Origin of the sequence: Stappia sp. (assembly GCF_048261845.1) — a bacterium.
GTDB lineage: Bacteria > Pseudomonadota > Alphaproteobacteria > Rhizobiales > Stappiaceae > Stappia.
Map to the genome: position 1 here is coordinate 1 of NZ_JBLXFR010000045.1, position 19,678 is coordinate 19,678.

General features: G+C 67.4%; 18 protein-coding genes. 9 read left to right on the plus strand and 9 right to left on the minus strand.

Features of this window, described 5'->3' with window-relative positions; genetic code table 11:
- The first annotated feature begins 292 nt into the window (after nucleotides 1-292).
- The gene (locus ACN0T5_RS16025) at nucleotides 293-658 is read left to right on the plus strand and encodes a VOC family protein (protein ID WP_417769613.1); all 366 of its coding nucleotides are present in this window, start codon (nucleotides 293-295) and stop codon (nucleotides 656-658) included.
- A gap of 314 nt (nucleotides 659-972) precedes the next feature.
- On the plus strand, nucleotides 973-2,319 hold the full coding sequence (locus tag ACN0T5_RS16030) for an MATE family efflux transporter (RefSeq protein ID WP_417769614.1): 1,347 nt from the start codon (nucleotides 973-975) through the stop codon (nucleotides 2,317-2,319).
- Nucleotides 2,320-2,324: 5 nt separating this feature from the next.
- Here ACN0T5_RS16030 and choV read toward each other — a convergent pair whose 3' ends face one another.
- The 3 genes from choV to ACN0T5_RS16045 form a co-directional block, all read right to left on the minus strand.
- A complete protein-coding gene (gene choV / locus ACN0T5_RS16035) occupies nucleotides 2,325-3,359 on the minus strand; it encodes a choline ABC transporter ATP-binding protein (protein WP_417769615.1) in 1,035 nt (344 codons plus the stop codon).
- Nucleotides 3,356-4,207: a choline ABC transporter permease subunit gene (gene choW, locus ACN0T5_RS16040; RefSeq protein WP_417769635.1), complete on the minus strand. Its 852-nt coding sequence runs from the start codon at nucleotides 4,205-4,207 to the stop codon at nucleotides 3,356-3,358. Before choW ends, choV begins: the two co-directional genes overlap by 4 nt.
- A 147-nt stretch (nucleotides 4,208-4,354) precedes the next feature.
- A complete protein-coding gene (locus ACN0T5_RS16045; RefSeq protein ID WP_417769616.1) occupies nucleotides 4,355-5,302 on the minus strand; it encodes a choline ABC transporter substrate-binding protein in 948 nt (315 codons plus the stop codon).
- 755 nt (nucleotides 5,303-6,057) lie between these two features.
- Between ACN0T5_RS16045 and betI the strand changes: the two genes are divergently transcribed.
- From betI to ACN0T5_RS16065, 4 genes are all read left to right on the plus strand, one after another.
- Nucleotides 6,058-6,636 carry a transcriptional regulator BetI gene (gene betI, locus ACN0T5_RS16050; protein ID WP_417769617.1) on the plus strand — a complete coding sequence of 193 codons (579 nt, stop codon included), beginning with the start codon at nucleotides 6,058-6,060 and terminating at the stop codon, nucleotides 6,634-6,636.
- Between the two features lie 28 nt (nucleotides 6,637-6,664).
- Nucleotides 6,665-8,320 (plus strand): choline dehydrogenase, encoded by a 1,656-nt coding sequence (betA, locus tag ACN0T5_RS16055; RefSeq protein WP_417769636.1) that lies wholly within the window; start codon nucleotides 6,665-6,667, stop codon nucleotides 8,318-8,320.
- Nucleotides 8,321-8,368: 48 nt separating this feature from the next.
- Nucleotides 8,369-9,832, plus strand: a complete 1,464-nt coding sequence (betB, locus tag ACN0T5_RS16060) for a betaine-aldehyde dehydrogenase (RefSeq protein WP_417769618.1) — start codon at nucleotides 8,369-8,371, stop codon at nucleotides 9,830-9,832.
- Nucleotides 9,833-9,987: 155 nt separating this feature from the next.
- On the plus strand, nucleotides 9,988-10,650 hold the full coding sequence (locus ACN0T5_RS16065; protein ID WP_417769619.1) for a hypothetical protein: 663 nt from the start codon (nucleotides 9,988-9,990) through the stop codon (nucleotides 10,648-10,650).
- A gap of 6 nt (nucleotides 10,651-10,656) precedes the next feature.
- On the opposite strand, the gene arsC is transcribed toward ACN0T5_RS16065, so the two are convergent.
- The 3 genes from arsC to ACN0T5_RS16080 are packed head-to-tail and all read right to left on the minus strand — an operon-like array spanning nucleotide 10,657 to nucleotide 12,475.
- Nucleotides 10,657-11,022, minus strand: coding sequence for an arsenate reductase (glutaredoxin) (arsC, locus tag ACN0T5_RS16070; RefSeq protein ID WP_417769620.1), 366 nt, complete (start codon nucleotides 11,020-11,022; stop codon nucleotides 10,657-10,659).
- Complete coding sequence (locus tag ACN0T5_RS16075) at nucleotides 11,019-12,134, minus strand: quinone-dependent dihydroorotate dehydrogenase (protein ID WP_417769621.1); 1,116 nt, start codon at nucleotides 12,132-12,134, stop codon at nucleotides 11,019-11,021. Before ACN0T5_RS16075 ends, arsC begins: the two co-directional genes overlap by 4 nt.
- Nucleotides 12,134-12,475, minus strand: coding sequence for a DUF952 domain-containing protein (locus ACN0T5_RS16080; protein ID WP_417769622.1), 342 nt, complete (start codon nucleotides 12,473-12,475; stop codon nucleotides 12,134-12,136). The genes ACN0T5_RS16075 and ACN0T5_RS16080 overlap by 1 nt, the downstream gene beginning before the upstream one ends.
- Nucleotides 12,476-12,759: 284 nt before the next feature.
- On the opposite strand from ACN0T5_RS16080, the gene ACN0T5_RS16085 reads away from it, so the two are divergent.
- On the plus strand, nucleotides 12,760-13,422 hold the full coding sequence (locus ACN0T5_RS16085; protein ID WP_417769623.1) for a S24 family peptidase: 663 nt from the start codon (nucleotides 12,760-12,762) through the stop codon (nucleotides 13,420-13,422).
- 4 nt (nucleotides 13,423-13,426) lie between these two features.
- Complete coding sequence (locus ACN0T5_RS16090; protein WP_417769624.1) at nucleotides 13,427-14,365, plus strand: thermonuclease family protein; 939 nt, start codon at nucleotides 13,427-13,429, stop codon at nucleotides 14,363-14,365.
- A gap of 11 nt (nucleotides 14,366-14,376) precedes the next feature.
- On the opposite strand, the gene ACN0T5_RS16095 is transcribed toward ACN0T5_RS16090, so the two are convergent.
- Both ACN0T5_RS16095 and ACN0T5_RS16100 read right to left on the minus strand, forming a co-directional pair.
- Nucleotides 14,377-15,108: an SGNH/GDSL hydrolase family protein gene (locus tag ACN0T5_RS16095; RefSeq protein WP_417769625.1), complete on the minus strand. Its 732-nt coding sequence runs from the start codon at nucleotides 15,106-15,108 to the stop codon at nucleotides 14,377-14,379.
- Nucleotides 15,109-15,121: 13 nt separating this feature from the next.
- Nucleotides 15,122-16,795 (minus strand): lysine--tRNA ligase, encoded by a 1,674-nt coding sequence (locus ACN0T5_RS16100; RefSeq protein WP_417769626.1) that lies wholly within the window; start codon nucleotides 16,793-16,795, stop codon nucleotides 15,122-15,124.
- 278 nt (nucleotides 16,796-17,073) lie between these two features.
- Here ACN0T5_RS16100 and ACN0T5_RS16105 point away from each other — a divergent pair, with 278 nt between their 5' ends.
- The gene (locus ACN0T5_RS16105; protein WP_417769627.1) at nucleotides 17,074-17,490 is read left to right on the plus strand and encodes a tellurite resistance TerB family protein; all 417 of its coding nucleotides are present in this window, start codon (nucleotides 17,074-17,076) and stop codon (nucleotides 17,488-17,490) included.
- Nucleotides 17,491-17,497: 7 nt separating this feature from the next.
- Here ACN0T5_RS16105 and ACN0T5_RS16110 read toward each other — a convergent pair whose 3' ends face one another.
- Complete coding sequence (locus ACN0T5_RS16110) at nucleotides 17,498-19,648, minus strand: putative bifunctional diguanylate cyclase/phosphodiesterase (RefSeq protein ID WP_417769628.1); 2,151 nt, start codon at nucleotides 19,646-19,648, stop codon at nucleotides 17,498-17,500.
- Nucleotides 19,649-19,678 lie beyond the last annotated feature (30 nt).

A 19,678-nucleotide genomic window follows, 5' to 3' on the forward strand; every position in this document is an offset into this window, starting at 1 on the left:
AGGCCGGGGGTGACCGCCTGAGGAAGAGACAGTATCAGGGCCTTTGCCCCCCACTCCGGCGTCATCCCGGCCGCAGCGAAGCGGAGAGCCGGGATCCATTGGCAACCCCGGCAGGCGCGATACGCGCGCCGGACGCGGCAGGCGTGAAGCCCTTCGCCACTGGCGACTGGAACGTCATGCAGCCCCCGCGCGCCCCTCCTCAGCCGACATTTCTTCAATGCATGGCAGGCGTGCGAGGCTAAGAAGTGGTCTCGACCGCCGGTCGCCCGCAATGCAGAACTGGAGACGCGCCATGGCCGTCCGACGCATCGTCGCCAATATCGCCGTTACCGAGACCGCCACCTCGCAGGCGTTCTACCGCGACATTCTCGAACTGGAACCGGTGATGGATCATGGCTGGTTCGTCACGCTGGCGGCGACCGCGCAAAGCCCGGCGCGGCCGCAGATCGGCATCGCCACCGAGGGCGGTTCAGGCACGCCGGTGCCGGACCTCTCCATCGAGGTCGACGATCTCGGCGCGGTGCTGGAGCGGGTGGAGCAGGCCGGCCTTGTGCCCGAATACGGCCCCGCCATTGAGCCCTGGGGCGTGCGGCGTTTCTTCCTGCGCGATCCGAACGGCCGGCTGCTCAACATCCTGGAGCATGCGGGAGAGAAGTGATGGCATCGCCTCCGACGCGGGAGGGCGTACCGGCTATTCCCTGCTAGCGGCGGGCGTCCTGCGCGGGCTCCCCGCCCCCATCACCCCGCTCTGGGAACGAATGGGCCCCGGGTCGCGGCTTCGCCTTGCCCGGGGTGACGGCCTGAGGGTGGGGTCACGAACGAGTGCCGGCCGCAACACCACCCGCCGCACATCCCGTTTGACCGTTCCGCCTTTGTTCGCTAGCGTCCTTTCGAAACGACTCTCCCCCGGCCCGGTTTCCGGCGAACGCCCCCGCCCGTGCCGCGAAACACCCTGTCCAAGAGCCAAATCCGATGACGAGCCAGCCCGGCGCCGTGCGCCCGTTCGACGTGACCAGCCGCAGCGTGCTTGCCATCGCCGTTCCGATGACGCTCGCCTATCTGTCGACGCCGCTGCTCGGCCTTGTCGACACGGCGGTGATCGGCCAGCTCGGCGATGCGGCCCTGCTCGGCGGCATCGCGCTTGGCGGCGTGCTGTTCGATCTCGTCTTCACCAGCTTCAACTTCCTGCGCTCGGGCACCACCGGACTGACGGCGCAGGCGGTCGGCGCGGGCGAAGGCGAAGAGGAACGCGCCGTGCTGTTCCGCGCCGGGCTGCTGGCGCTGGCGCTCGGACTTGCCGTCATCGTGCTGCAGCAGCCGTTCCTGACCGCCGGGCTGTGGCTGATGGGCGGCAGCGCCGAGGTACAGGCGGCGACCGCCACCTATTTCGCGGTGCGCACCCTGTCGGCGCCGCTGGCGCTGGCCAACTACGCCTTTCTCGGCTGGTTCATCGGGCGCGGACAGGCGATGACCGCGCTTGGCCTGCAAACGGGCCTGAACGGGGTCAACATCGCCCTCTCCATCCTCTTCGTGCTGCATTTCGAATGGGGCGTTGCCGGTGTTGCCGCCGCCACCGTCCTGTCCGAGGCGCTGACCGCCCTTGCGGGAGCTGTGCTCGCGGCGCGGGCGCTGAAGGGCAAGCCCTGGCCCTCGCGCGCGCTCATTCTCGACAAGGCCCGGTTCAAGCGGATGATGGCGCTCAACGGCGACATATTGATCCGCTCCTTCGCGCTGATCCTGGCCTTTGCCTTCTTCGTCTCGCGCTCGGCCGCACAAGGCGACACGGTGCTCGCCGCCAATGCGGTGCTGGAAAAGTTCTTCATGGTGGCGAGCTTCTTCCTCGACGGGCTTGCGACCGCCGCCGAACAGCTCGCCGGCAAGGCGGTCGGCGCGCGTTACCGCCCGGCCTTCGACCGCTCGCTGAAGCTCAGCCTCCTTTGGGGATACCTGCTTGCCGGACTGGTGGCGCTGGTATTGCTGACCGCCGGCCCCTTTCTCATCCATGCGATGACGACAGCGGAGGACGTGCGTGCCGTCGCCATTGTCTACCTGCCCTGGGCGGCGGCAACGCCGCTGTTCGGTGTGCTCGCCTTCCAGATGGACGGGGTCTTCATCGGCGCCACGTGGTCGCGCGACATGCGCAACATGATGCTGGTGTCGCTGGCGCTGTTCCTCGCCGCCTATCACATCGCGTTTCCGGTGATGGGCAATCACGGACTGTGGCTCGCCTTCACGATCTTCCTCGCCGCGCGCGGCTTCTCGCTGCTGGCGATCACCGGGCGGCGGGCGCGGGAAACCTTCCCCGCGCACCCGACCTGACGCGCCTACCGGAGGCAGTCGAGGATCTCGGCCTCGCCGACAAGACCGACGGGCATGTCGCCCTCGCATACGAGAACCGGTTCCGCCACCCCGCGCTTCAAGGCAATCACCTCGCGCACCGGCGTCTTCGGCGCGCAGCGCGGACAGTCATCAAGGCTTGATGGGGTGCCCTCCTCCATCGATCGCATGATGTCGCGCGCGCGCAGCACGCCGAGCGGGTTCATGTGGGCGACGAACTCGCTGACGTAGTCATTGGCCGGCTTGCGCACGATTTGCTGCGGCGTGCCGACCTGGATGACCCGGCCGCCCTCCATGATGGCGATGCGCGAGCCGATCTTGGCCGCCTCGTCGAGATCGTGGCTGACGAAGATGATGGTCTTGTCGAGCTTCTCCTGCAGCGCCAGCAACTCGTCCTGGAGATGGCCGCGAATGAGCGGATCGAGCGCCGAGAAAGGCTCGTCCATCAGGAGGATGGGCGCCTCGGTGGCAAAGGCGCGGGCCAGTCCGACGCGTTGCTGCATGCCGCCGGACAGCTCGTGCACGTATTTGTCGCCCCACTGGCCGAGGCTGACGAGATCCAGCTGGGCGTCGACCTTCTCGCGGCGCTCGCGCGCCGGCATCCCGGCAAGCTCCAGCCCGAAGCCGACATTCTCGCGCACGGTGCGCCAGGGCAGCAGCGCGAAGTTCTGGAACACCATGGCGATGCGGCCGCGGCGCAGCCGGCGAAGCTCTTCGGGCGGGCAACTCGACGGATTGACCATCGCCTCCCCGTCGCGCACCAGCACCTCGCCGCGCGTGATGCGGTTGAGCCCGTTGACGGCGCGCAGCAGCGTCGACTTGCCGGAGCCCGAAAGCCCCATCAGCACGATCAGCTCGCCCTCGTTGATGTCGAGGCTTGCACCGGCAACGCCGAGGATCTGGCCGGTCTCCTCCTGGATCTCCGCCCGGGTCCGGCCCGCATCGACGAGCGGCAGCGCGCTTTCGGGGTGTTCGCCGAAGACGATGTCGACATTCTTGAACGTGACGATCGGAGCACTCATTGGGTCTTGCCTCCGTTCTCGTCCTTGCGGAAGAAGCGGTCGAGCACGATGGCGACCAGCACGATGGCGATGCCGACCTCGAAGCCACGGGCGATGTTGACCGTGTTGAGGGCGCGCAGCGTCGGCACGCCGAGCCCGTCGGCGCCGACAAGCGCGGCGATCACCACCATGGACAGCGACAGCATGATCGTCTGGGTCAGGCCGGCCATGATCTGCGGCAGTGCGTAAGGCAGCTCGACCTTCCACAGGAGCTGCGACTTCGTCGCGCCGAAGGCCTCGCCCGCCTCGATCAGCTGGCGGGGGGTGGAGGACACGCCGAGCTGGGTCAGGCGGATCGGCGCGGGAATGGCGAAGATCACCGTGGCGATCAGGCCCGGCACCATGCCGAGGCCGAACAGGATCAAAGCGGGAATGAGATAGACGAAGGTCGGGATCGTCTGCATCAGGTCGAGAACCGGGCGCATCGCGGCGTAGAGCTTCGGCCGGTGGGCGGCGGCGACACCGAGCGGCACGCCGATCAGCATGCACACGGTGGAGGCGGCGATGACCAGCGACAGGGTCTCGGTCGTCTCTTCCCAGTATCCCTGGTTGATGATGAGAAGCAGGCTCGCGGCGACGAAACCGGCGAAGGAGAGCTTGCGCCGCACCAGCCAGGCAAGCGCGGTGGCGATGACCACGGCGGTCAGCGGGTCGGGAGCCTGGAGCAGCCACAGGATGCCCGCGATCAGGGCATCGAGCACGGCGGAAATGCCGTCGAACACCCAGTAGGCATTGTTGGTCAGCCAATCGACCAGGGCTTTCGCCCAGGGCCCTATCGGCAGCTTGTTGTCAGTCAGCCAGTCGGTCAGCCAGTCCACGCGTCGCCCCGCCGTTTGGTTCTGTTTTCAGGAAGGTCATCCGGTCCGGAAGGCAGGCCGTGCCGGACTGTCCCGGTTCGGCCCGAGGACGGGCGCGTTGCCGGCGCCCGCCCTCCTTGCAAATGTCGCTGCGACCCGTCAAAGGCCGATTGCGCTCCGCGCTGCGGCCATCGCGTCGCCGCCATCCATCGTGGTGACGCCGTCGAGCCAGGCATCGAGCACGGACGGATTGTCCTTCAGCCAGGCGCGCGCCGCGGTGTTCGGCTCGGTGCCGTCATTCAGGATCGCGCCCATGATCTCGTTCTCCATCGCCAGCGAGAATTCGAGGTTCTCCAGGAACTTGCCGACATTCGGGCACTCGCTCGTGTAGCCGGCGCGCACGTTGGTGTGCACGGTGGCGCCGCCAAAATTGGGGCCGAACACGTCATCGCCGCCGTCGAGATAGGCCATCTCGATATTGGCGTTCATCGGATGCGGCTCCCAGCCGAGGAAGACGACGTCCTGGTTGCGCGCAGCGGCGCGCGTCACCTGCGACAGCATGCCGGCTTCCGAGCTTTCGACGATGTCGAAGCCCTTGAGGCCGAACATGTCCTTCTCGATCATGTCGATGATCAGGCGGTTGCCGTCATTGCCGGCCTCGATGCCGTAGATCTTGCCGTCGAGGTCGTCCTTGAACTTGGCGATGTCGGCAAAGGTCTTGAGGCCCTTGTCGAACGTGTATTTGGGCACCGCCAGCGTGTATTTGGCGCCTTCCAGGTTGGTGCGCACGGTCTCCACCGAGCCGTCCTCGCGATAGGCCTTGATGTCGGCTTCCATGGTCGGCATCCAGTTGCCGAGGAAGACGTCGATATCCTTGTTCTTCAGCGAAGCATAGGTCACCGGCACGGAGAGGATCTTCACCTCGCTCTCGTAGCCGAGCGAATCGAGCAGCACCGAGGCCACCGCCGTCGTGGCGGTGATGTCCGTCCAGCCGACGTCGGAAAAACGCACGGCCTTGCAGGATGCAGCATCGGCGGCAAGGGCGGCCGGGGCGGCCAGTCCGAGCGCGAGGGCTGCGGCGCCGAGGCGCAGGGCAAAAGTCTTCATGGGATCTCGTCCTCCTGATCGCGGGGATGCGGCAAGACGCGACATCCCCGGTGTTGGCTGCGGGCGGCATGCGCCTGCCCGGTTTTCGACAATCGCCGGGCTTGCGCGCCGGCTGCATGCGAAGGGTTGGCGGCCCGCTGGATGCAGGCGCGCCGGAACGGCACGGGCGGAAGCGGGAGGCGGTGCCAAAGTCTCAGGTGCCTGCATCCGGACGTCGACGCCGGATGATTCCCTGGCATCGGGGCCGCGTGACCGCGGTCCCCGGGATCCATGGCCCAGGACCGACCGGCGCCAGGGACAGGCAGCGCGGCCGGACAACGCCGGAGGATATTCGTCTCCGGACGAAGTTCATCGCCGGATGACATTCAGGCGGGCCTCCCATGCCCGTTTCTCCATGCATCAAAGCATTTTTGGCCGGAATGTGCAATTCCCCGCTTTTTTTCCTTTTTTTCATTGATTGAACAGCCAATCAAAATTATTCCTTGATAGCTGCGGGGAGCTGACCGGAGAAGAGGCAGGGATCGCAACGGATCGCCCTGGCCAACCGCCTCGCGGGGTCTGTCCGGTGAGGCAGTCTCGCAGGGGCCAGTCTCGCAGGGTCTGTCTCGTGGAGCCTGTCTCGCAGGGCCTGTGGAAAGACCGGCCCGCACCGGGCGCAACAGCCCCCATCCGGGCACCGCGAGGCAACACGCCCGCACCGTGACCGCCGCAATGTGATGCCGGCCTCGATCGCCGGACCGACAACGGGAACCGCCATGCCGCGCATCGGAATGGAAGCACATCGCCGCAAGGCGCTGATCGACGCGACCGTGGAGACGATCCACGCGCGCGGTTTCGGCGATGCGACCATGGCGGAGATCGCCCGCCGCGCCGGCGTTTCGGGCGGGCTTGCGCATCACTATTTCGGCTCGAAGGCAGGTCTCCTGAACGCCACGATGCGGGCGCTGCTCACCGACCTGTCGCGCGAAACCCGCGAGCGCATGGCAAAGGCGGCCGGCCCGCGCGAGCGGATCACCGCGATGATCGCGGCAAGTTTCGCACCGACCCAGTTCCAGCCGGCGCTGATCTCGGCCTGGCTTGCCTTCTACCTGCAGGCGCGTACCCAGCCGGAAACGCGGCGGCTGCTCAGGGTCTATCACCGCCGCCTCGTGTCGAACCTTGCCCATGCCTTCGCCGCGATGCTCGACGGCGAGCGCGCCCGTCAGGCGGCGGAAGGCACGGCCGCCATGATCGACGGCTTGTGGCTGCAGCACATCTTCGCCGACGGTCCTCCCCAGCCGCGCAACGCCGTGCGCCGGGTGGAGGACTATGTCGAACGCCAACTGGTCGGCTGAAGGCCGGCCCGAAGCAACGGACAACGCCATGCAGGACGCGACGCATATCGTCATCGGCGCCGGATCGGCGGGAGCCGCCCTCGCCTACCGGCTGTCTGAGGACCCGGCCAACAAGGTGCTGGTGCTGGAAGCCGGCGGCACGGATATCGGCCCCTTCATCCAGATGCCGGCCGCGCTCAGCTATCCGATGAACATGTCCCGCTACGACTGGGGCTTCGAGAGCGAGCCGGAGCCGCATCTTGGCGGACGGCGGCTTGCCACCCCGCGCGGCCGGGTCGTCGGCGGTTCTTCCTCGATCAACGGCATGGTCTATGTGCGCGGCCACGCCCGCGACTTCGACACCTGGGCCGAGATGGGCGCGCAGGGCTGGTCCTATGCCGATGTCGCCCCCTATTTCGAGCGCATGGAGACGAGCCACGGCGGCGAGACCGGCGTGCGCGGCACCTCCGGGCCGATGCATGTGACGCGCGGCGGCAAGTGGAGCCCGCTCTACGACGCCTTCATCGAGGCGGGACGGCAGGCCGGCTACGAGACGACGCCGGACTACAACGGGCTGAAGCAGGAAGGCTTCGCCGACATGGAGATGACCGTGTGGCGCGGGCGCCGCTGGTCGACCGCCAACGCCTATCTGAAGCCTGCGCTGAAACGGCAGAACGTGACGCTCCTGACCGGCGTCACCGCGCGGCGCATCCTGTTCAAGGGCACGCGCGCCCTAGGTGTCGAGTTCACGCGCGGCGGCAGGACCGAGACGGCACACGCCTCGGCCGAGGTGATCCTTGCCGCCTCGTCGATCAACTCGCCGAAGATCCTCATGCTGTCGGGCATCGGCGATGCGTCCGCCCTTTCGGCGCTCGGCATTCCGGTCCTCGCCGACCGGCCGGGCGTCGGTGCCAACCTGCAGGACCACCTGGAACTCTACATCCAGCAGGCCTGCACCCAGCCGATCACCCTCTACAAGCACTGGAACCTTGTCTCCAAGGCGCTGATCGGGGCGCAATGGCTGTTCACCGGCACCGGTCTCGGCGCCTCGAACCATTTCGAGGCCTGCGCCTTCATCCGCTCGCGGGCCGGCATCGAGTATCCCGACATCCAGTATCACTTCCTGCCCTTCGCCGTGCGCTATGACGGCAAGGCGGCGGCGGAGGGTCACGGCTTCCAGGCCCATGTCGGGCCGATGCGCTCGAAGTCGCGCGGCCGGGTGGCGCTGACCTCGCCCGACCCGGGCGCACCGCCCTCGATCCTGTTCAACTACATGTCGCATCCGGACGACTGGGAAGAGTTCCGCACGGCCATCCGCCTGACCCGGGAGATCTTCGGCCAGGAAGCCTTTGCCCCCTATCGCGGCCGCGAGATCCAGCCCGGCGCGCAGGTGCAATCCGATGCCGAGCTTGATGCCTTCATCCGCGAACACGCGGAAAGCGCCTATCACCCCTGCGGCACCTGCCGGATGGGGGCGGCGAGCGATCCGCACGCCGTGGTCGATCCGGAAGGGCGGGTGATCGGGGTGGAGGGTTTGCGCGTTGCCGACAGCTCGATCTTCCCGCAGATCACCAACGGCAATCTCAACGCGCCCTCGATCATGGCTGGCGAGAAGATCGCCGACCACGTCATGGGCCGCGCGCCCCTGCCACGTTCCAACCGCGAAGCTTGGATACACCCGGACTGGCAGACAGCCCAACGCTGAAACGCCATACTTGCAGAAGAACAACACGTCCGTCAGGAGGGATATGCCATGCGCGCTCAGCCGCAAGCCTCGCACTATATCAACGGCGCCTATGTCGAGGACCCGCACGGGCGTCCGATCGAGGACCGCTATCCGGCAACCAGCGAGGTGATTGCCCGGCTGCATGCGGCGGGCGCGGAGACGGTCAACGCGGCGGTGGCCGCGGCGCGCAGCGGCTTTCGCGTCTGGGCGGCAACGCCGCCGGCGGAGCGCGGACGGGTGCTGCGGCGGGCAGCCACGATCCTGCGCGAGCGCAACCGGGAGCTTTCGGAACTCGAGACGCTCGACACCGGCAAGCCCTTGCAGGAAACGCTGGTCGCGGACGCCGCCTCGGGCGCCGACTGCCTTGAATATTTCGGCGGACTGACGGCAACCCTGACCGGGGAGCATATCGATCTCGGCGGCTCCTTCGCCTACACACGGCGCGAGCCGCTCGGCGTCGTCGCGGCGATCGGGGCGTGGAACTATCCGATCCAGATCGCCTGCTGGAAGGCGGCTCCCGCGCTTGCCTGCGGCAATGCGGTGATCTTCAAGCCCTCGGAGATGACGCCGCTTTCGGCGCTGAAGCTGGCCGAGATCCTGACCGAAGCCGGCCTGCCCGATGGCGTCTTCAACGTGGTGCAGGGCTTTGGCGAGACCGGCGCCCACCTCGTCTCTCATCCCGACATTGCCAAGGTGTCTCTCACCGGCTCGGTGCCGACCGGAACGAAGGTGGCCGAGATGGCGGCGAAGACCTTGAAGCACGTGACGCTGGAGCTTGGCGGCAAGTCGCCGCTGATCGTCTTTGATGACGCCCATCTCGACAATGCGGTGTCGGCGGCGATCAACGCCAATTTCTATTCAAGCGGCCAGATCTGCTCCAATGGCACGCGGGTCTTCGTGCAGAAGGGGCTGAAGGATGCCTTCCTGGAGCGACTGGCGGAGCGCACCGCGAAGGCACGGCTCGGCGATCCGATGGACGAGAGCGTCGATACCGGGCCGCTGGTCTCGCAAGGCCAGCTCGACAAGGTCATGGCCTATGTCGAGACCGGCAAGCAGGAGGGCGCGCGGCTTGTCTGCGGCGGCACCCGGGCCACCGTCCAGGGCCTTCCCGACGGGCTGTTCGTGGAGCCGACCGTCTTCGCCGACGTCGCCGACCACATGACCATCGCCCGCGAGGAGATCTTCGGCCCCGTCATGTGCGTGCTCGACTTCGACACCGAGGAGGAGGCGCTGGCGCGCGCCAATGCGACCGAGTTCGGGCTCGCCGCCGGTGTCTTCACCCGCGACATTGCCCGCGCCCACCGGATGGTCGCCGGCCTTCACGCGGGCACCTGCTGGATCAACACTTACAACCTGACGCCGATCGAAATGCCGTTCGGCGGCTACAAGAAATCCGGCATCGGCCGCGAGAACGGCCACGCGGCCATCGACCATTACAGCCAGGTCAAATCGGTCTATGTGGAGATGGGCGACGTCGAAAGCGCCTATTGAGGCAGAAACGCGAAGGCCCACCTCAAGAGGTGGGCCTTGCAACTTCTGTTGGCGATGAGGGGGGGCTTGCGCCCGCGAGTCTCAAAGCCGTAACATGTTCCAATATGGTTGCATGTATTTGAAAGTCAAGTTTTGACCAGCCCGCATGAGGGTCCGTGCAGTTTTCAGAAGACGAAATAAGGCACCTGCCGGATGTGATTTCGGCACCCCGTTTTGCCACCTATCTTCGGGTTTGCGGCAACCGGCCTGCAGCCGCACTCGCTCTCTACCAGTGGAACCTGGAAATCTCCGCCGCCTTTATTGTCCCCTTGCAGATTTGCGAGATTGGCGTGCGCAACGGTGTGGCACATGCACTCGAAGCCGTACACGGTCCCGACTGGCCGTGGTCGACAGGCTTCACGCGCAGCCTGCCGCAACCCAAAGCCTCTTGGCAATACGATCCGCAGGACGACCTGCGCAAGGTGGCAAGCCGGGCGACAACCGTCGGCAGGGTCGTCGTCGAACTCAAGTTTGCGTTCTGGGAAAAGGTATTCACCCGAGGGCAGGACGCTCGTCTCTGGCTTCCCCATTTCCGTTCGGCATTTCCCGGCGCCTCACCCGCAATCGCGATACCCGGTGCGCGGGAGCGGGTTTTTGCAAACCTCCAGGCGATCCGCAAGTTTCGAAACAGGATTGCCCATCACGAACCGGTCTTCGCTCGCGACCTGCCGGCCGACTACAGTCGTCTTCGCCAGCTGATCGCGTGGCGCAATCCTGCAGCGGCGACCTGGCTCGACCGTATCGAACGGATTACCGCGCTGCTGCGCGACAGACCGTGAACCGGCTCACCCCTTCAGGAGGGTGAGCACCGCCTCGGGCGGGCGGCCGATGGCGGCACGTTCGCCGCGCATGACCAGCGGGCGCTCGATCAGCACCGGATCGGCGGCCATCGCCGCGACAAGTGCCTCGCCCTCGTCGATATCGCCCAGCCCGCCGGCGCGGTAGACGGGCTCGCAGACGCGCATCAGGGCGCGCGGATCGTCAAACCCGAGCGCGGCAAGCGCGGTGCGGATTTCCGCCGCGTCCGGCGCGTCCTTGAGATACAGCCGCACCACCGGCTCGAAGCCCGCTTCCCGGATCAGCTCCAGCGTCCGCCGCGACTTGGAACAACGCGGATTGTGCCAGATGACCACGTCGCCTGCCGCGCTCATACGGGAAGTTCCTCGCCATCCGCGTCGATATTGGCCCAGGCCTCGGCATTGCGCCCGACCGCCTGGTCGAGGCTTGCCAGCCCGTGCTGGTCGAGCGACAGGCCCAGATGGGTGAGGATGCGCCCGACAAGGCCCGGCCCCTCATAGACGAGCCCGGTATAGAGCTGCACCAGGTTGGCGCCGGCGGTGATCTTGGTCCAGGCGCTCTCGCCGCTGTCGATGCCGCCGACGCCGATGATCGGCAGGCGCGGCCCGACACGAAGGCGCATGCGCGCCAGCGCGATGGTGGACAGGCGGAAGAGCGGCCGGCCCGACAACCCGCCCGCCTGCGCGGCGCCCGCCCTGTCCTTGAGGCCCTCGCGCGCCAGCGTCGTGTTGGAGACGATCAGCCCGTCGATGCCGCAGCCCAGGACCTCGGTGGCGATGTCGTCGAGGCCTTCCTGACCGATGTCGGGCGCGATCTTCAACAGCACCGGCACCTGGCGCCCGTGACGGGCGGCGGCGATCTCTCGCGCCTCCATCACCCGCGACAGCAGTTCGTGCAGCGCATCGCGCGCCTGCAGGTCGCGCAGGCCCGGCGTGTTCGGCGAGGAGACGTTGACGGCGAAATAGGAGGCGAGATCCGCGAAAGCCTCGATGCCGGCAACATAGTCGGCGATGCGGTCGGCGGCGTCCCTGTTGGCCCCCACATTGACCCCGACGACCCCGCCGCGATGGCGGCGCGCCTCAAGCCGGGCGCGCAGGGCCATGTGTCCTTCGTTGTTGAAGCCGAGCCGGTTGACGACGCCGCGGTCCGCCACCAGGCGAAAGACGCGGGGCCGGGCATTCCCCTCCTGGGGGAGCGGCGTCACCGTGCCGATCTCGGAAAAACCGAAACCGAGCTTCAGGAGCGCGTCCGGCACCTCGCCGTTCTTGTCGAACCCGGCGGCCATGCCGAGCGGATTGGGAAAGGTCAGGTCGCCGAGCTGCACCGCCAGACGATTGTCCGCCTTCACCCGGCAGGACGGCATCAGGCCGCTCGCCAGCGCCTTCACCGTCATTGCATGCGCCGTCTCCGCGTCGACGGAAAAAAGCGCCTTGCGGGCGAGCGCGTCGAGCAGGGAAGAGACCATCAAAGCCCCTCCGGAAAGACATGCGCGCCGTCGGGCCCGAGCGGCAGCGGCCGTACCCAGGCGGCGGCGGAGACCGGCAACTCGCCATACAGATGCGGGAACAGGGCGCCGCCGCGCGAGGGCTCCCATTTCAGCGCTGTCCCCAGCGCTTCCGCCTCGACGGCGACGAGGACAAGGTCGGCCTGGCCGGCGAAATGTTTTGCCGCCGTTTCGCGCAACTGGTCCGCCGCCGAAAAGTGGATAAATCCGTCCGCCAGATCGACCGGCGCTCCGGTGAACCGGCCGGCGGCTTCCGCCGCGCTCCAGTCTGCTTGCGGAGATATCTTGTAGATCAGCGTCATACAGCGCCCCCCGGGCCGGAGTCCGTGTCCTTCGTGGTGCCGGATTACAGGCTGACGAGAGGAGAGACAAGGGTGTGCATTGCGGCGGAAGACGGGGACAAGACCGCCGCGCGACCACCGGCGGACTGGCACTCGGGCCTCATTAGGAATATATACCCGTAACGGGAATATCCCTCGGCAGTCCGCCGCCACGCCCGGCGGACGAAAGCCCGAAGGCGCCAGGTCGCACGACGCGGCCGCAAGAATGCCCGGCCAGCAAGCCGGCCGGGCGCTGGAGCCATACAATGCTGTCGCACGAGAGCGTCTGGTCGGCGATCGACCGCCTTGCCCGCAGGAACGGCCTGACCCCCTCGGGGCTGGCCCGGCGCGCGGGTCTCGACCCGACCACATTCAACCCCTCCAAGCGCACCGCGTCCGATGGTCGCCCCCGCTGGCCGTCGATGGAATCGATCGCCAAGATCCTCGGCGCCACCCGGTCCGAGCTCGCCGACTTCGTCGCCCTGATCGACGAACGCGGCGGGCGCGCCGACGTCATGCGCTTCGCGATCCCGCCGACCCTGCCCCCGCTCGGCCTCTCGCAGGCCGAGGCGACAGGCTTCTTCCATGACGGGGCGATGAGCGCGCTCGCCCCCGAAACCCTGTCTCCGGTCGCCGACGGGCTGCTGTGCGAGGCGCCCGATGCCGACACTGCGCTGCGGGTGGAGAACGACACGATGCTGCCGCTCTACCGGGAGGGCGATGTCGTCGTGATCTCGCCCCGTCGTCCGATCGACCGCGGCGACCGGGTGATGCTGCGGCTTGCCTCCGGCCCGGTCCTCGCCCGGGTCTTCGAACGGCGCACACGGTCCCGGGTGGAGCTTGCCCCGCTTATCGACGGCGCGGCGCCGGAACGGCTCGGCGTGTCGGAGATCGCCTGGATGGCGCGGATCATCTGGGCGAGCCAGTAGCACGATGGCGATCGCCGACAGGATCACCGGCCTCCTCGTCGCCGCCGCAGCCGGCGGCTTGCTGTGGCTCGCCGGCAAGGCCTATGTGAGCGGCGATCCGCCGCCGGAAAACAGCGTCGTGACGGAACGGCGCGCTCCTCCTGCTCCGGATCCGGCAGCCCCTCAGGCGCCCGCTCCGCAAGCACCGGGCCCGACAGTCCCGCCGGCGTCCGCGCCTGCGCCGGACGTTTCGCCATCAGCCCCGCATCCGTCGACGATCCGCAACGTGGCGCCGGACGACATCCTGCCCCCGCCCCCGGTGTCCGGCCCGCTGAAACGGATCGAGGCGCGCCAGCCGGAGCTCCCGAAGCGCGAAATCCCGACCGAGATCACCTTCCACCAGCCGATGGTGATCGACGCCGGCAGCTTCCGGACCAAGAAGCTGACCATCCGGCTCGCCGGCATCACCGCGCCCGGCCTGGAGGAAACCTGCCCCTCGCGGCTTGGCGGAAGCTGGCCGTGCGGCGTTCGCGCCCGCACGGCGCTGCGCGCTCTGGTGCGCCGTCACGCGATCACCTGCGACAACATGGAAGAGACGGCCGGCGGGCTGGTTCGCGCCAGTTGCCGGCGCCGCGACACCGACCTTGCGACATGGATGGTGGAACAGGGCTGGGCCCGGCCGGACGAAGGCGCCCCGCCGGCAATGACAGAGGCCTTCGAAGCGGCCCGCGCGGCCCGCAAGGGCCTGTGGCAGCTCGACTGGCGCACCGACCTGCCCCCGGCCGGCGCCGTGCCTGCTCCCGGCGCGGCAACGACCGACATCGCCCCCCTTCTGGGCGGAGAGGCGGTGGAGATCGTCGACACGCCCTGGTATCCGGGCGCGGCGACGGATGAAGACGAAACGGCAGGGACCGCGACACCGGCGAACGGCGACACGGACGCGCCCGAGCCCTCCGGGCGCTGAGCCCGGCCGCCTCAGCCGGCGTCCATATGCTCGGCCACATGTTCCGCCCAGCCGGCGAAACCGTCCTCGGAGGGGTGAATGCCGTCGGCGCAGAAGGCGCGGCGCGGCAGGCCTTTCGCCGCCGGAATGGCGGTGACGCCGCGCTCCCGGCACAGGCACTGGCCAAGCCGCCCGATCTCGGCCGCGCGCGGGCGCAGGATGGTCCTGACAAGCGGCGTCAGGGCCGGCACGTCGTCAGGGGCAAGCACCTGCGACCAGTAGATCCGGCTTTCGGGAAAGCGGGCCTTGAGCGCGTAGACCAGGCCGCCGAACTCCCGCCGGAAGCGGCGACCGGAGTGGAAGTTCTTCACATCGTTGAAGCCGGCGCTGATCAGGATGTGGCTGTAGGGAGCCGGCTCGAGATTGTGCACGACGTGATCGCGCAGCATCCCGGTGGTGGCCGAGTTGAACCCGGCCGTGCGCCAGTCGACCCGGCATCCGCGCCGCCGGGCAAGCTGTGCGGCGATGCAGGGCGCCAGCCCGTCTTCCTGCCGTGCGATGCCGACGGCAGCGGCCGAACTGTCGCCCAGCACCAGCAGGCGCAGCCGGGGTCCGCCGTCGCCGTCCGCTTCCGCCGCCAGGGCGTGCCCGAAGACCCGTCCCTCAGCGGGTGGAAAGCGATGGGTGCGCGCCCGCAGCCGCAAGCCCGCGACCGCGTAGAGCGGCAGCGTCAGCGTGCTCAGGTGGAAGGCGAGACGCGACACGGCCGGCCTGCCTTCAGCTTTCGGCCGGCGCATCCGCCAGGTCGCCGGCGATCGCGCGGGCGATGAGGGCCCGCGTCTCGTCGATGCCGTAAAGCGCGACGAAAGAGCCGAAACGCGGTCCCCGCTCCTGGCCGAGCAGCAGCTTGTAGAGCGCCGAGAACCAGGCCACCGACACGCCCGGCCCGCCGTCGGGGCTCTTCTTGTTGTGGTCCTGGTAGCGCTCGATGGCACGGGCAACGTCCAGCACCGCGTCCTGGATGGCGCTCCCGTCGGCATCGGACGGAAGCTCGCCGAGCTTCTCGTCGAGCGTCTTCAGGGCCGCCAGCTCGACCGCGTCCGGTGCATGGAAGACCTTGGTCGGCTTGACGAAATCCTCGAAGTAGCGGATCGCGTAGCCGACCAGTTCGTCGAGCTTGGGATGGCTCGCGGCGGTGACGCCTGGAACATGGCGGGAGATGAAGGCCCACAGGACGTCCTTCGTCTCCGCGTTGGAGGCGGAGACGAGGTTGAGCAGCATCGTGAAGGAGACCGGCATGTCGACCTGCGGCGGCCGGCCGGAATGGATGTGCCAGACCGGATTGGCGAGCTGCTGCTCGATCGGCATGCCGGGCAGCTTGCCGGCGAAGGCGAAATACTCGTCGACCGCCTTCGGAATGACGTCGAAATACAGCTTCTTCGCCGTCTTCGGCTTGGTGAACATGTAGAGCGCCAGGCTCTCCGGCGAGGCATAGGTCAGCCATTCGTCGATGGTCAGGCCGTTGCCCTTGGACTTGGAGATCTTCTGGCCGATCTCGTCGAGGAACAGCTCGTAGACGAAATGCTCCGGAGCGGTGCCGCCGAGGATCTCGCAGATCCGGTCATAGATCGAGGCGTTGGTCAGGTGGTCCTTGCCGAACATCTCGAAATCGACGTCGAGGGCCGCCCAGCGCGCGCCGAAATCCGGCTTCCACTGCAGCTTGACGCGTCCGCCGGTGACGGAAAGCGTCGTCTCCTCGCCGTTCTCGTCGTCGAATGTGATGGTGCCGGCCTTCGCATCGACCGCCTTCATCGGCACGTAGAGGACGCGGCCCGACGTCGGCGAGATCGGCAGGAAGGGCGAGTAGGTCGCCTGTCGCTCCGGCCCCAGCGTCGGCAGCATGACATCCATGATGTCCTGATACTTCTCGGTCGCCTTCAGCAGGATCTCGTCGAACCGGCCGGACCTGTAATAGTCCGTGGCGCTGGCGAACTCGTAGTCGAAGCCGAACGTGTCGAGGAAGCGGCGCAGCATGGCATTGTTGTGCGCGCCGAAGCTCGGTGCCTCGCCGCCGAAGGGATTGGGCACGTCGGTCAGCGGCTTGTGCAGGTGCGGTTCCAGGAAGGCGCGGTCCGGCACGTTCTCCGGGATCTTGCGCATACCGTCCATGTCGTCGGAAAAGCACAGCAGCCGGGTCGGGATCTCGTCATTGCTGAGCACGCGAAAGGCGGTGCGCACCATCGTGGTGCGCGCCACCTCGCCGAAGGTGCCGATATGCGGCAGGCCGGAGGGGCCGTAGCCGGTCTCGAACAGCACCGGCCGGTCGATCTTCGCCGCCTTCACGCGTTTCAGCAGCTTGCGCGCCTCCTCGAAGGGCCAGGCTTTCGAGGTGCGGGCGGCCTCGATGACGGCGGGAGAAAGGTCGAGCTTGGGCTGCGAAGCGGTGGTCATGTGCGGACCGGTGCCTTCCGGGTCTGTTGCGGGTCGGGTGTCAGCTTGTCCAGGGTTCGCGCCGGCTTGTTTAGGCGCGCGCGCCGTTGGCGGCGTCGCAGGACAGATGCGAGCGCGCGCGGACACTAATGCAAGCCTTGCACAAACGAAACCTGCGCCGTGCAAAAAATGGCGGGATGCCGGAGCGCAACCCGTAAAATCACAGGGTTGCGATCCCCTCGCCATCCCGCTACCTGAAGGGAGCATCATGGACGAGCGAGAAAAGGCCGGGATCCCAGATGAGTGAGCGTGTAAGCCTGCAGGAAGCCCTGATCTACGTGATGGTGATGGTCTCCGCCTCCGACAGCAGCATGACCGACAAGGAGCTGCACTCGATCGGCGAGCTGATCAAGACGTTGCCCGTGTTCAGGAGTTTCGACCCCGAGCGGCTGGTTCCGGTGGCCCAGGATTGCGGCGAGCGCCTGCAGGCGGAAAACGGCATGTCGGAGACCTTCGCCCTGATCGCCAACAGCGTGCCGCCGGGCTATGCCGACACGGCCTACGCGCTTGCGGTGGAAATCGCCGTGGCGGACGTCACGGTGGCGCAGGAGGAGCTGCGCATGCTGCAGATGCTGCGCGACACGCTCGGCCTCGACAAGCTGACGGTCGCCGCCATCGAGCGCGGCGCGCAGGCCCGCTTCCGCACCGGCGCCTGAGGTCCGGTCATTCCAGGCCGGTGCCGACCCACGGCGCCGGCTTGCCGACGTGATAGCCCTGCACCTGGGTGACGCCCAGGCCGTGCAGCACGTCGAGCGCCTCCTCGTCCTCGACATATTCCGCAATCACCCCGACCCCGATCTTGCGGGCGATCGCGACGATCCCCGCGACGATGGTCTGTTGCAGTTCGTCATGGACGACATCGCCGATGATGGCGCCGTCGATCTTCAGGCTGTCGATGCGGAACTGGCGCAGATAGGCGAAGGACGACAGGCCCGAGCCGAAATCGTCGAGAATGATCCCGCATCCGCGCTCGCGCAGGGCGAAGATCAGCGCCTGCGCCGTCGACATGCTGCGCACGGCGGCCGTCTCGGTGATCTCGAAACAGACCCGCTGCGCCGCGCCGGGCCGCGCGTCCAGCGCCTCCAGCAGGAAATCCTTGAACTGCGGGTCGCCGACCGAGCGCCCCGAGAGGTTGATCGACAGCAGCGTGCCCTCCGCGACCCGGCCGATATTGTCGAGCGCGGTCTCCACCACCCGGCGGTCGACCTGCGGCATCAGGCCGTGGCGCTCGGCCGAACCGATCAGGGCTGCCGGGGCGAGCACGCGCCCCTCGTCGTCGAGGAACCGCAACAGCACCTCGAGCATCGGTGCGCGGGTTCCGTCGACCGGCCGGATCGGCATCGTGTAAAGCTGGAAACGGCCCAGATCCAGCGACTGCTGCAGGATCTGGAGATTGCCGATATCGGCGCGCCGGGCCACCATTTCCGCATCGTCCGGACGATAGACAACGGCACGCGCCCCGCCGACCTCCTTGGCATGGAGACAGGCCTGATCGGCACGGTTGAGCAACTCGTAGGCGGTCTTCGGCCGACCGCTGCGAGGCTCGCCCTCGATCATGGCAATACCGACACTGGCGCTGACGACATGGGTGTCGCCGTTCCAGACGAACCGCATGGCGACCAGGTTGGCGACCATCCGGTTGGCGAGATCGAGCGCCGCCGCCTCGTCTGCCCCCTCGCAGACGACGGCGAACTCGTCTCCCCCGAGCCTGGCGCAGCGGATCTTGTGCGGTTGCTCGAAGGTCCTCAACATGTCGGCGATCTGGCACAGGAGCGCATCGCCGCCGCTATGTCCGGAAATGTCGTTCACGACCTTGAAACCGTCGAGGTCGACGGTGATCAGCGCGGAATTCGTCCCGTCCCGTTCGACACGCTCCAGCAAGGCCTCGAGATCCTCCTGCAGTGCATGCCGGTTGGCCAGTCCGGTGAGCGCATCCTCGCGTGCCTGGCGACGCAGTTCCTTCGCCATCATGCTGGCGGCGGTGATGTCGCGAAGGACAAGAATGGCGGCAGATACCTCGCGTTCGGAATTGCGGTAGGGGTCCATTCTCGCCCGCATGACCCTGGTCACGCCTTCGCTGTCCAGCAATTCGTACTCGTACTCGATCGTGTGCCCGGCAAAGCACGCCTCGAACTTGCTGCGGGCCCGCAGGTCGAACGCCTCCTCGCCGATAATGGCGCGCACGTGCCGGCCGATGAAATCCTGCACCGGCCGTCGATGAAAGGCGCCGTTCGCGGCATTCGTGAAGAGATAGCGAAAGTCCGTCCCGATGACGGAAATGCGATCCGTGGTCTGGGCGACGATCTCCTCGTGGAGGGAGAGCCGCTCGTTCATCGCCTGGAAATGGCTGATGTCGCGTGCGGCCGATATCACGCAGGCAACCTCGCCATCCGCTGTCAGAACGGGCTGGAAGTAGACGTCGAGCAACTTGTTGCGGGTGTGCGAACGAATTCCGGCGACCCGTATCCGGGACGGGCGTCCCTCGAACGCGTCGTCGAAAAACGGTTTTCGCAAGGCAAAGACGCGCGGCCCGAGCACCTCCTCGATGGATCGGCCGATCACGTCTTCCCGGTCCAGTCCCTCCATGTCGAGGAACGCTCCGTCGACCTCCCAGATGCGATAGGACCGGTCGCAGACGAACATGCCGGCGCGGTTGATCTCGATGATGGCTTCATGGACGGCATCGCGGTCGATGGGAATCGGCCAGTTGCCGGGTGGATTGGCGCCCGTCCTTTCGGCGCGGGAAGCCGCCCGTTTGGCCGCCGAAAGACCGTCGGGCCGCTTGTCGTCAGTCTCGGAGCCTTCCACCGCCATGCAGCACACCCACCAACCGGAATCGCGAAT

Bases quoted from the DNA above. Each gene is read 5' to 3' on its own strand.
- ACN0T5_RS16080 (WP_417769622.1), bottom strand. From the start codon at position 12,475: ATGACGCTGATCTACAAGATATCTCCGCAAGCAGACTGGAGCGCGGCG.
- ACN0T5_RS16085 (WP_417769623.1), top strand. From the start codon at position 12,760: ATGCTGTCGCACGAGAGCGTCTGGTCGGCGATCGACCGCCTTGCCCGC.
- ACN0T5_RS16045 (WP_417769616.1), bottom strand. From the start codon at position 5,302: ATGAAGACTTTTGCCCTGCGCCTCGGCGCCGCAGCCCTCGCGCTCGGA.
- ACN0T5_RS16030 (WP_417769614.1), top strand. From the start codon at position 973: ATGACGAGCCAGCCCGGCGCCGTGCGCCCGTTCGACGTGACCAGCCGC.
- betI (WP_417769617.1), top strand. From the start codon at position 6,058: ATGCCGCGCATCGGAATGGAAGCACATCGCCGCAAGGCGCTGATCGAC.
- ACN0T5_RS16105 (WP_417769627.1), top strand. From the start codon at position 17,074: ATGAGTGAGCGTGTAAGCCTGCAGGAAGCCCTGATCTACGTGATGGTG.
- ACN0T5_RS16075 (WP_417769621.1), bottom strand. From the start codon at position 12,134: ATGGTCTCTTCCCTGCTCGACGCGCTCGCCCGCAAGGCGCTTTTTTCC.
- ACN0T5_RS16090 (WP_417769624.1), top strand. From the start codon at position 13,427: ATGGCGATCGCCGACAGGATCACCGGCCTCCTCGTCGCCGCCGCAGCC.
- ACN0T5_RS16100 (WP_417769626.1), bottom strand. From the start codon at position 16,795: ATGACCACCGCTTCGCAGCCCAAGCTCGACCTTTCTCCCGCCGTCATC.
- ACN0T5_RS16110 (WP_417769628.1), bottom strand. From the start codon at position 19,648: ATGGCGGTGGAAGGCTCCGAGACTGACGACAAGCGGCCCGACGGTCTT.
- betB (WP_417769618.1), top strand. From the start codon at position 8,369: ATGCGCGCTCAGCCGCAAGCCTCGCACTATATCAACGGCGCCTATGTC.
- choV (WP_417769615.1), bottom strand. From the start codon at position 3,359: ATGAGTGCTCCGATCGTCACGTTCAAGAATGTCGACATCGTCTTCGGC.
- ACN0T5_RS16025 (WP_417769613.1), top strand. From the start codon at position 293: ATGGCCGTCCGACGCATCGTCGCCAATATCGCCGTTACCGAGACCGCC.
- betA (WP_417769636.1), top strand. From the start codon at position 6,665: ATGCAGGACGCGACGCATATCGTCATCGGCGCCGGATCGGCGGGAGCC.
- arsC (WP_417769620.1), bottom strand. From the start codon at position 11,022: ATGAGCGCGGCAGGCGACGTGGTCATCTGGCACAATCCGCGTTGTTCC.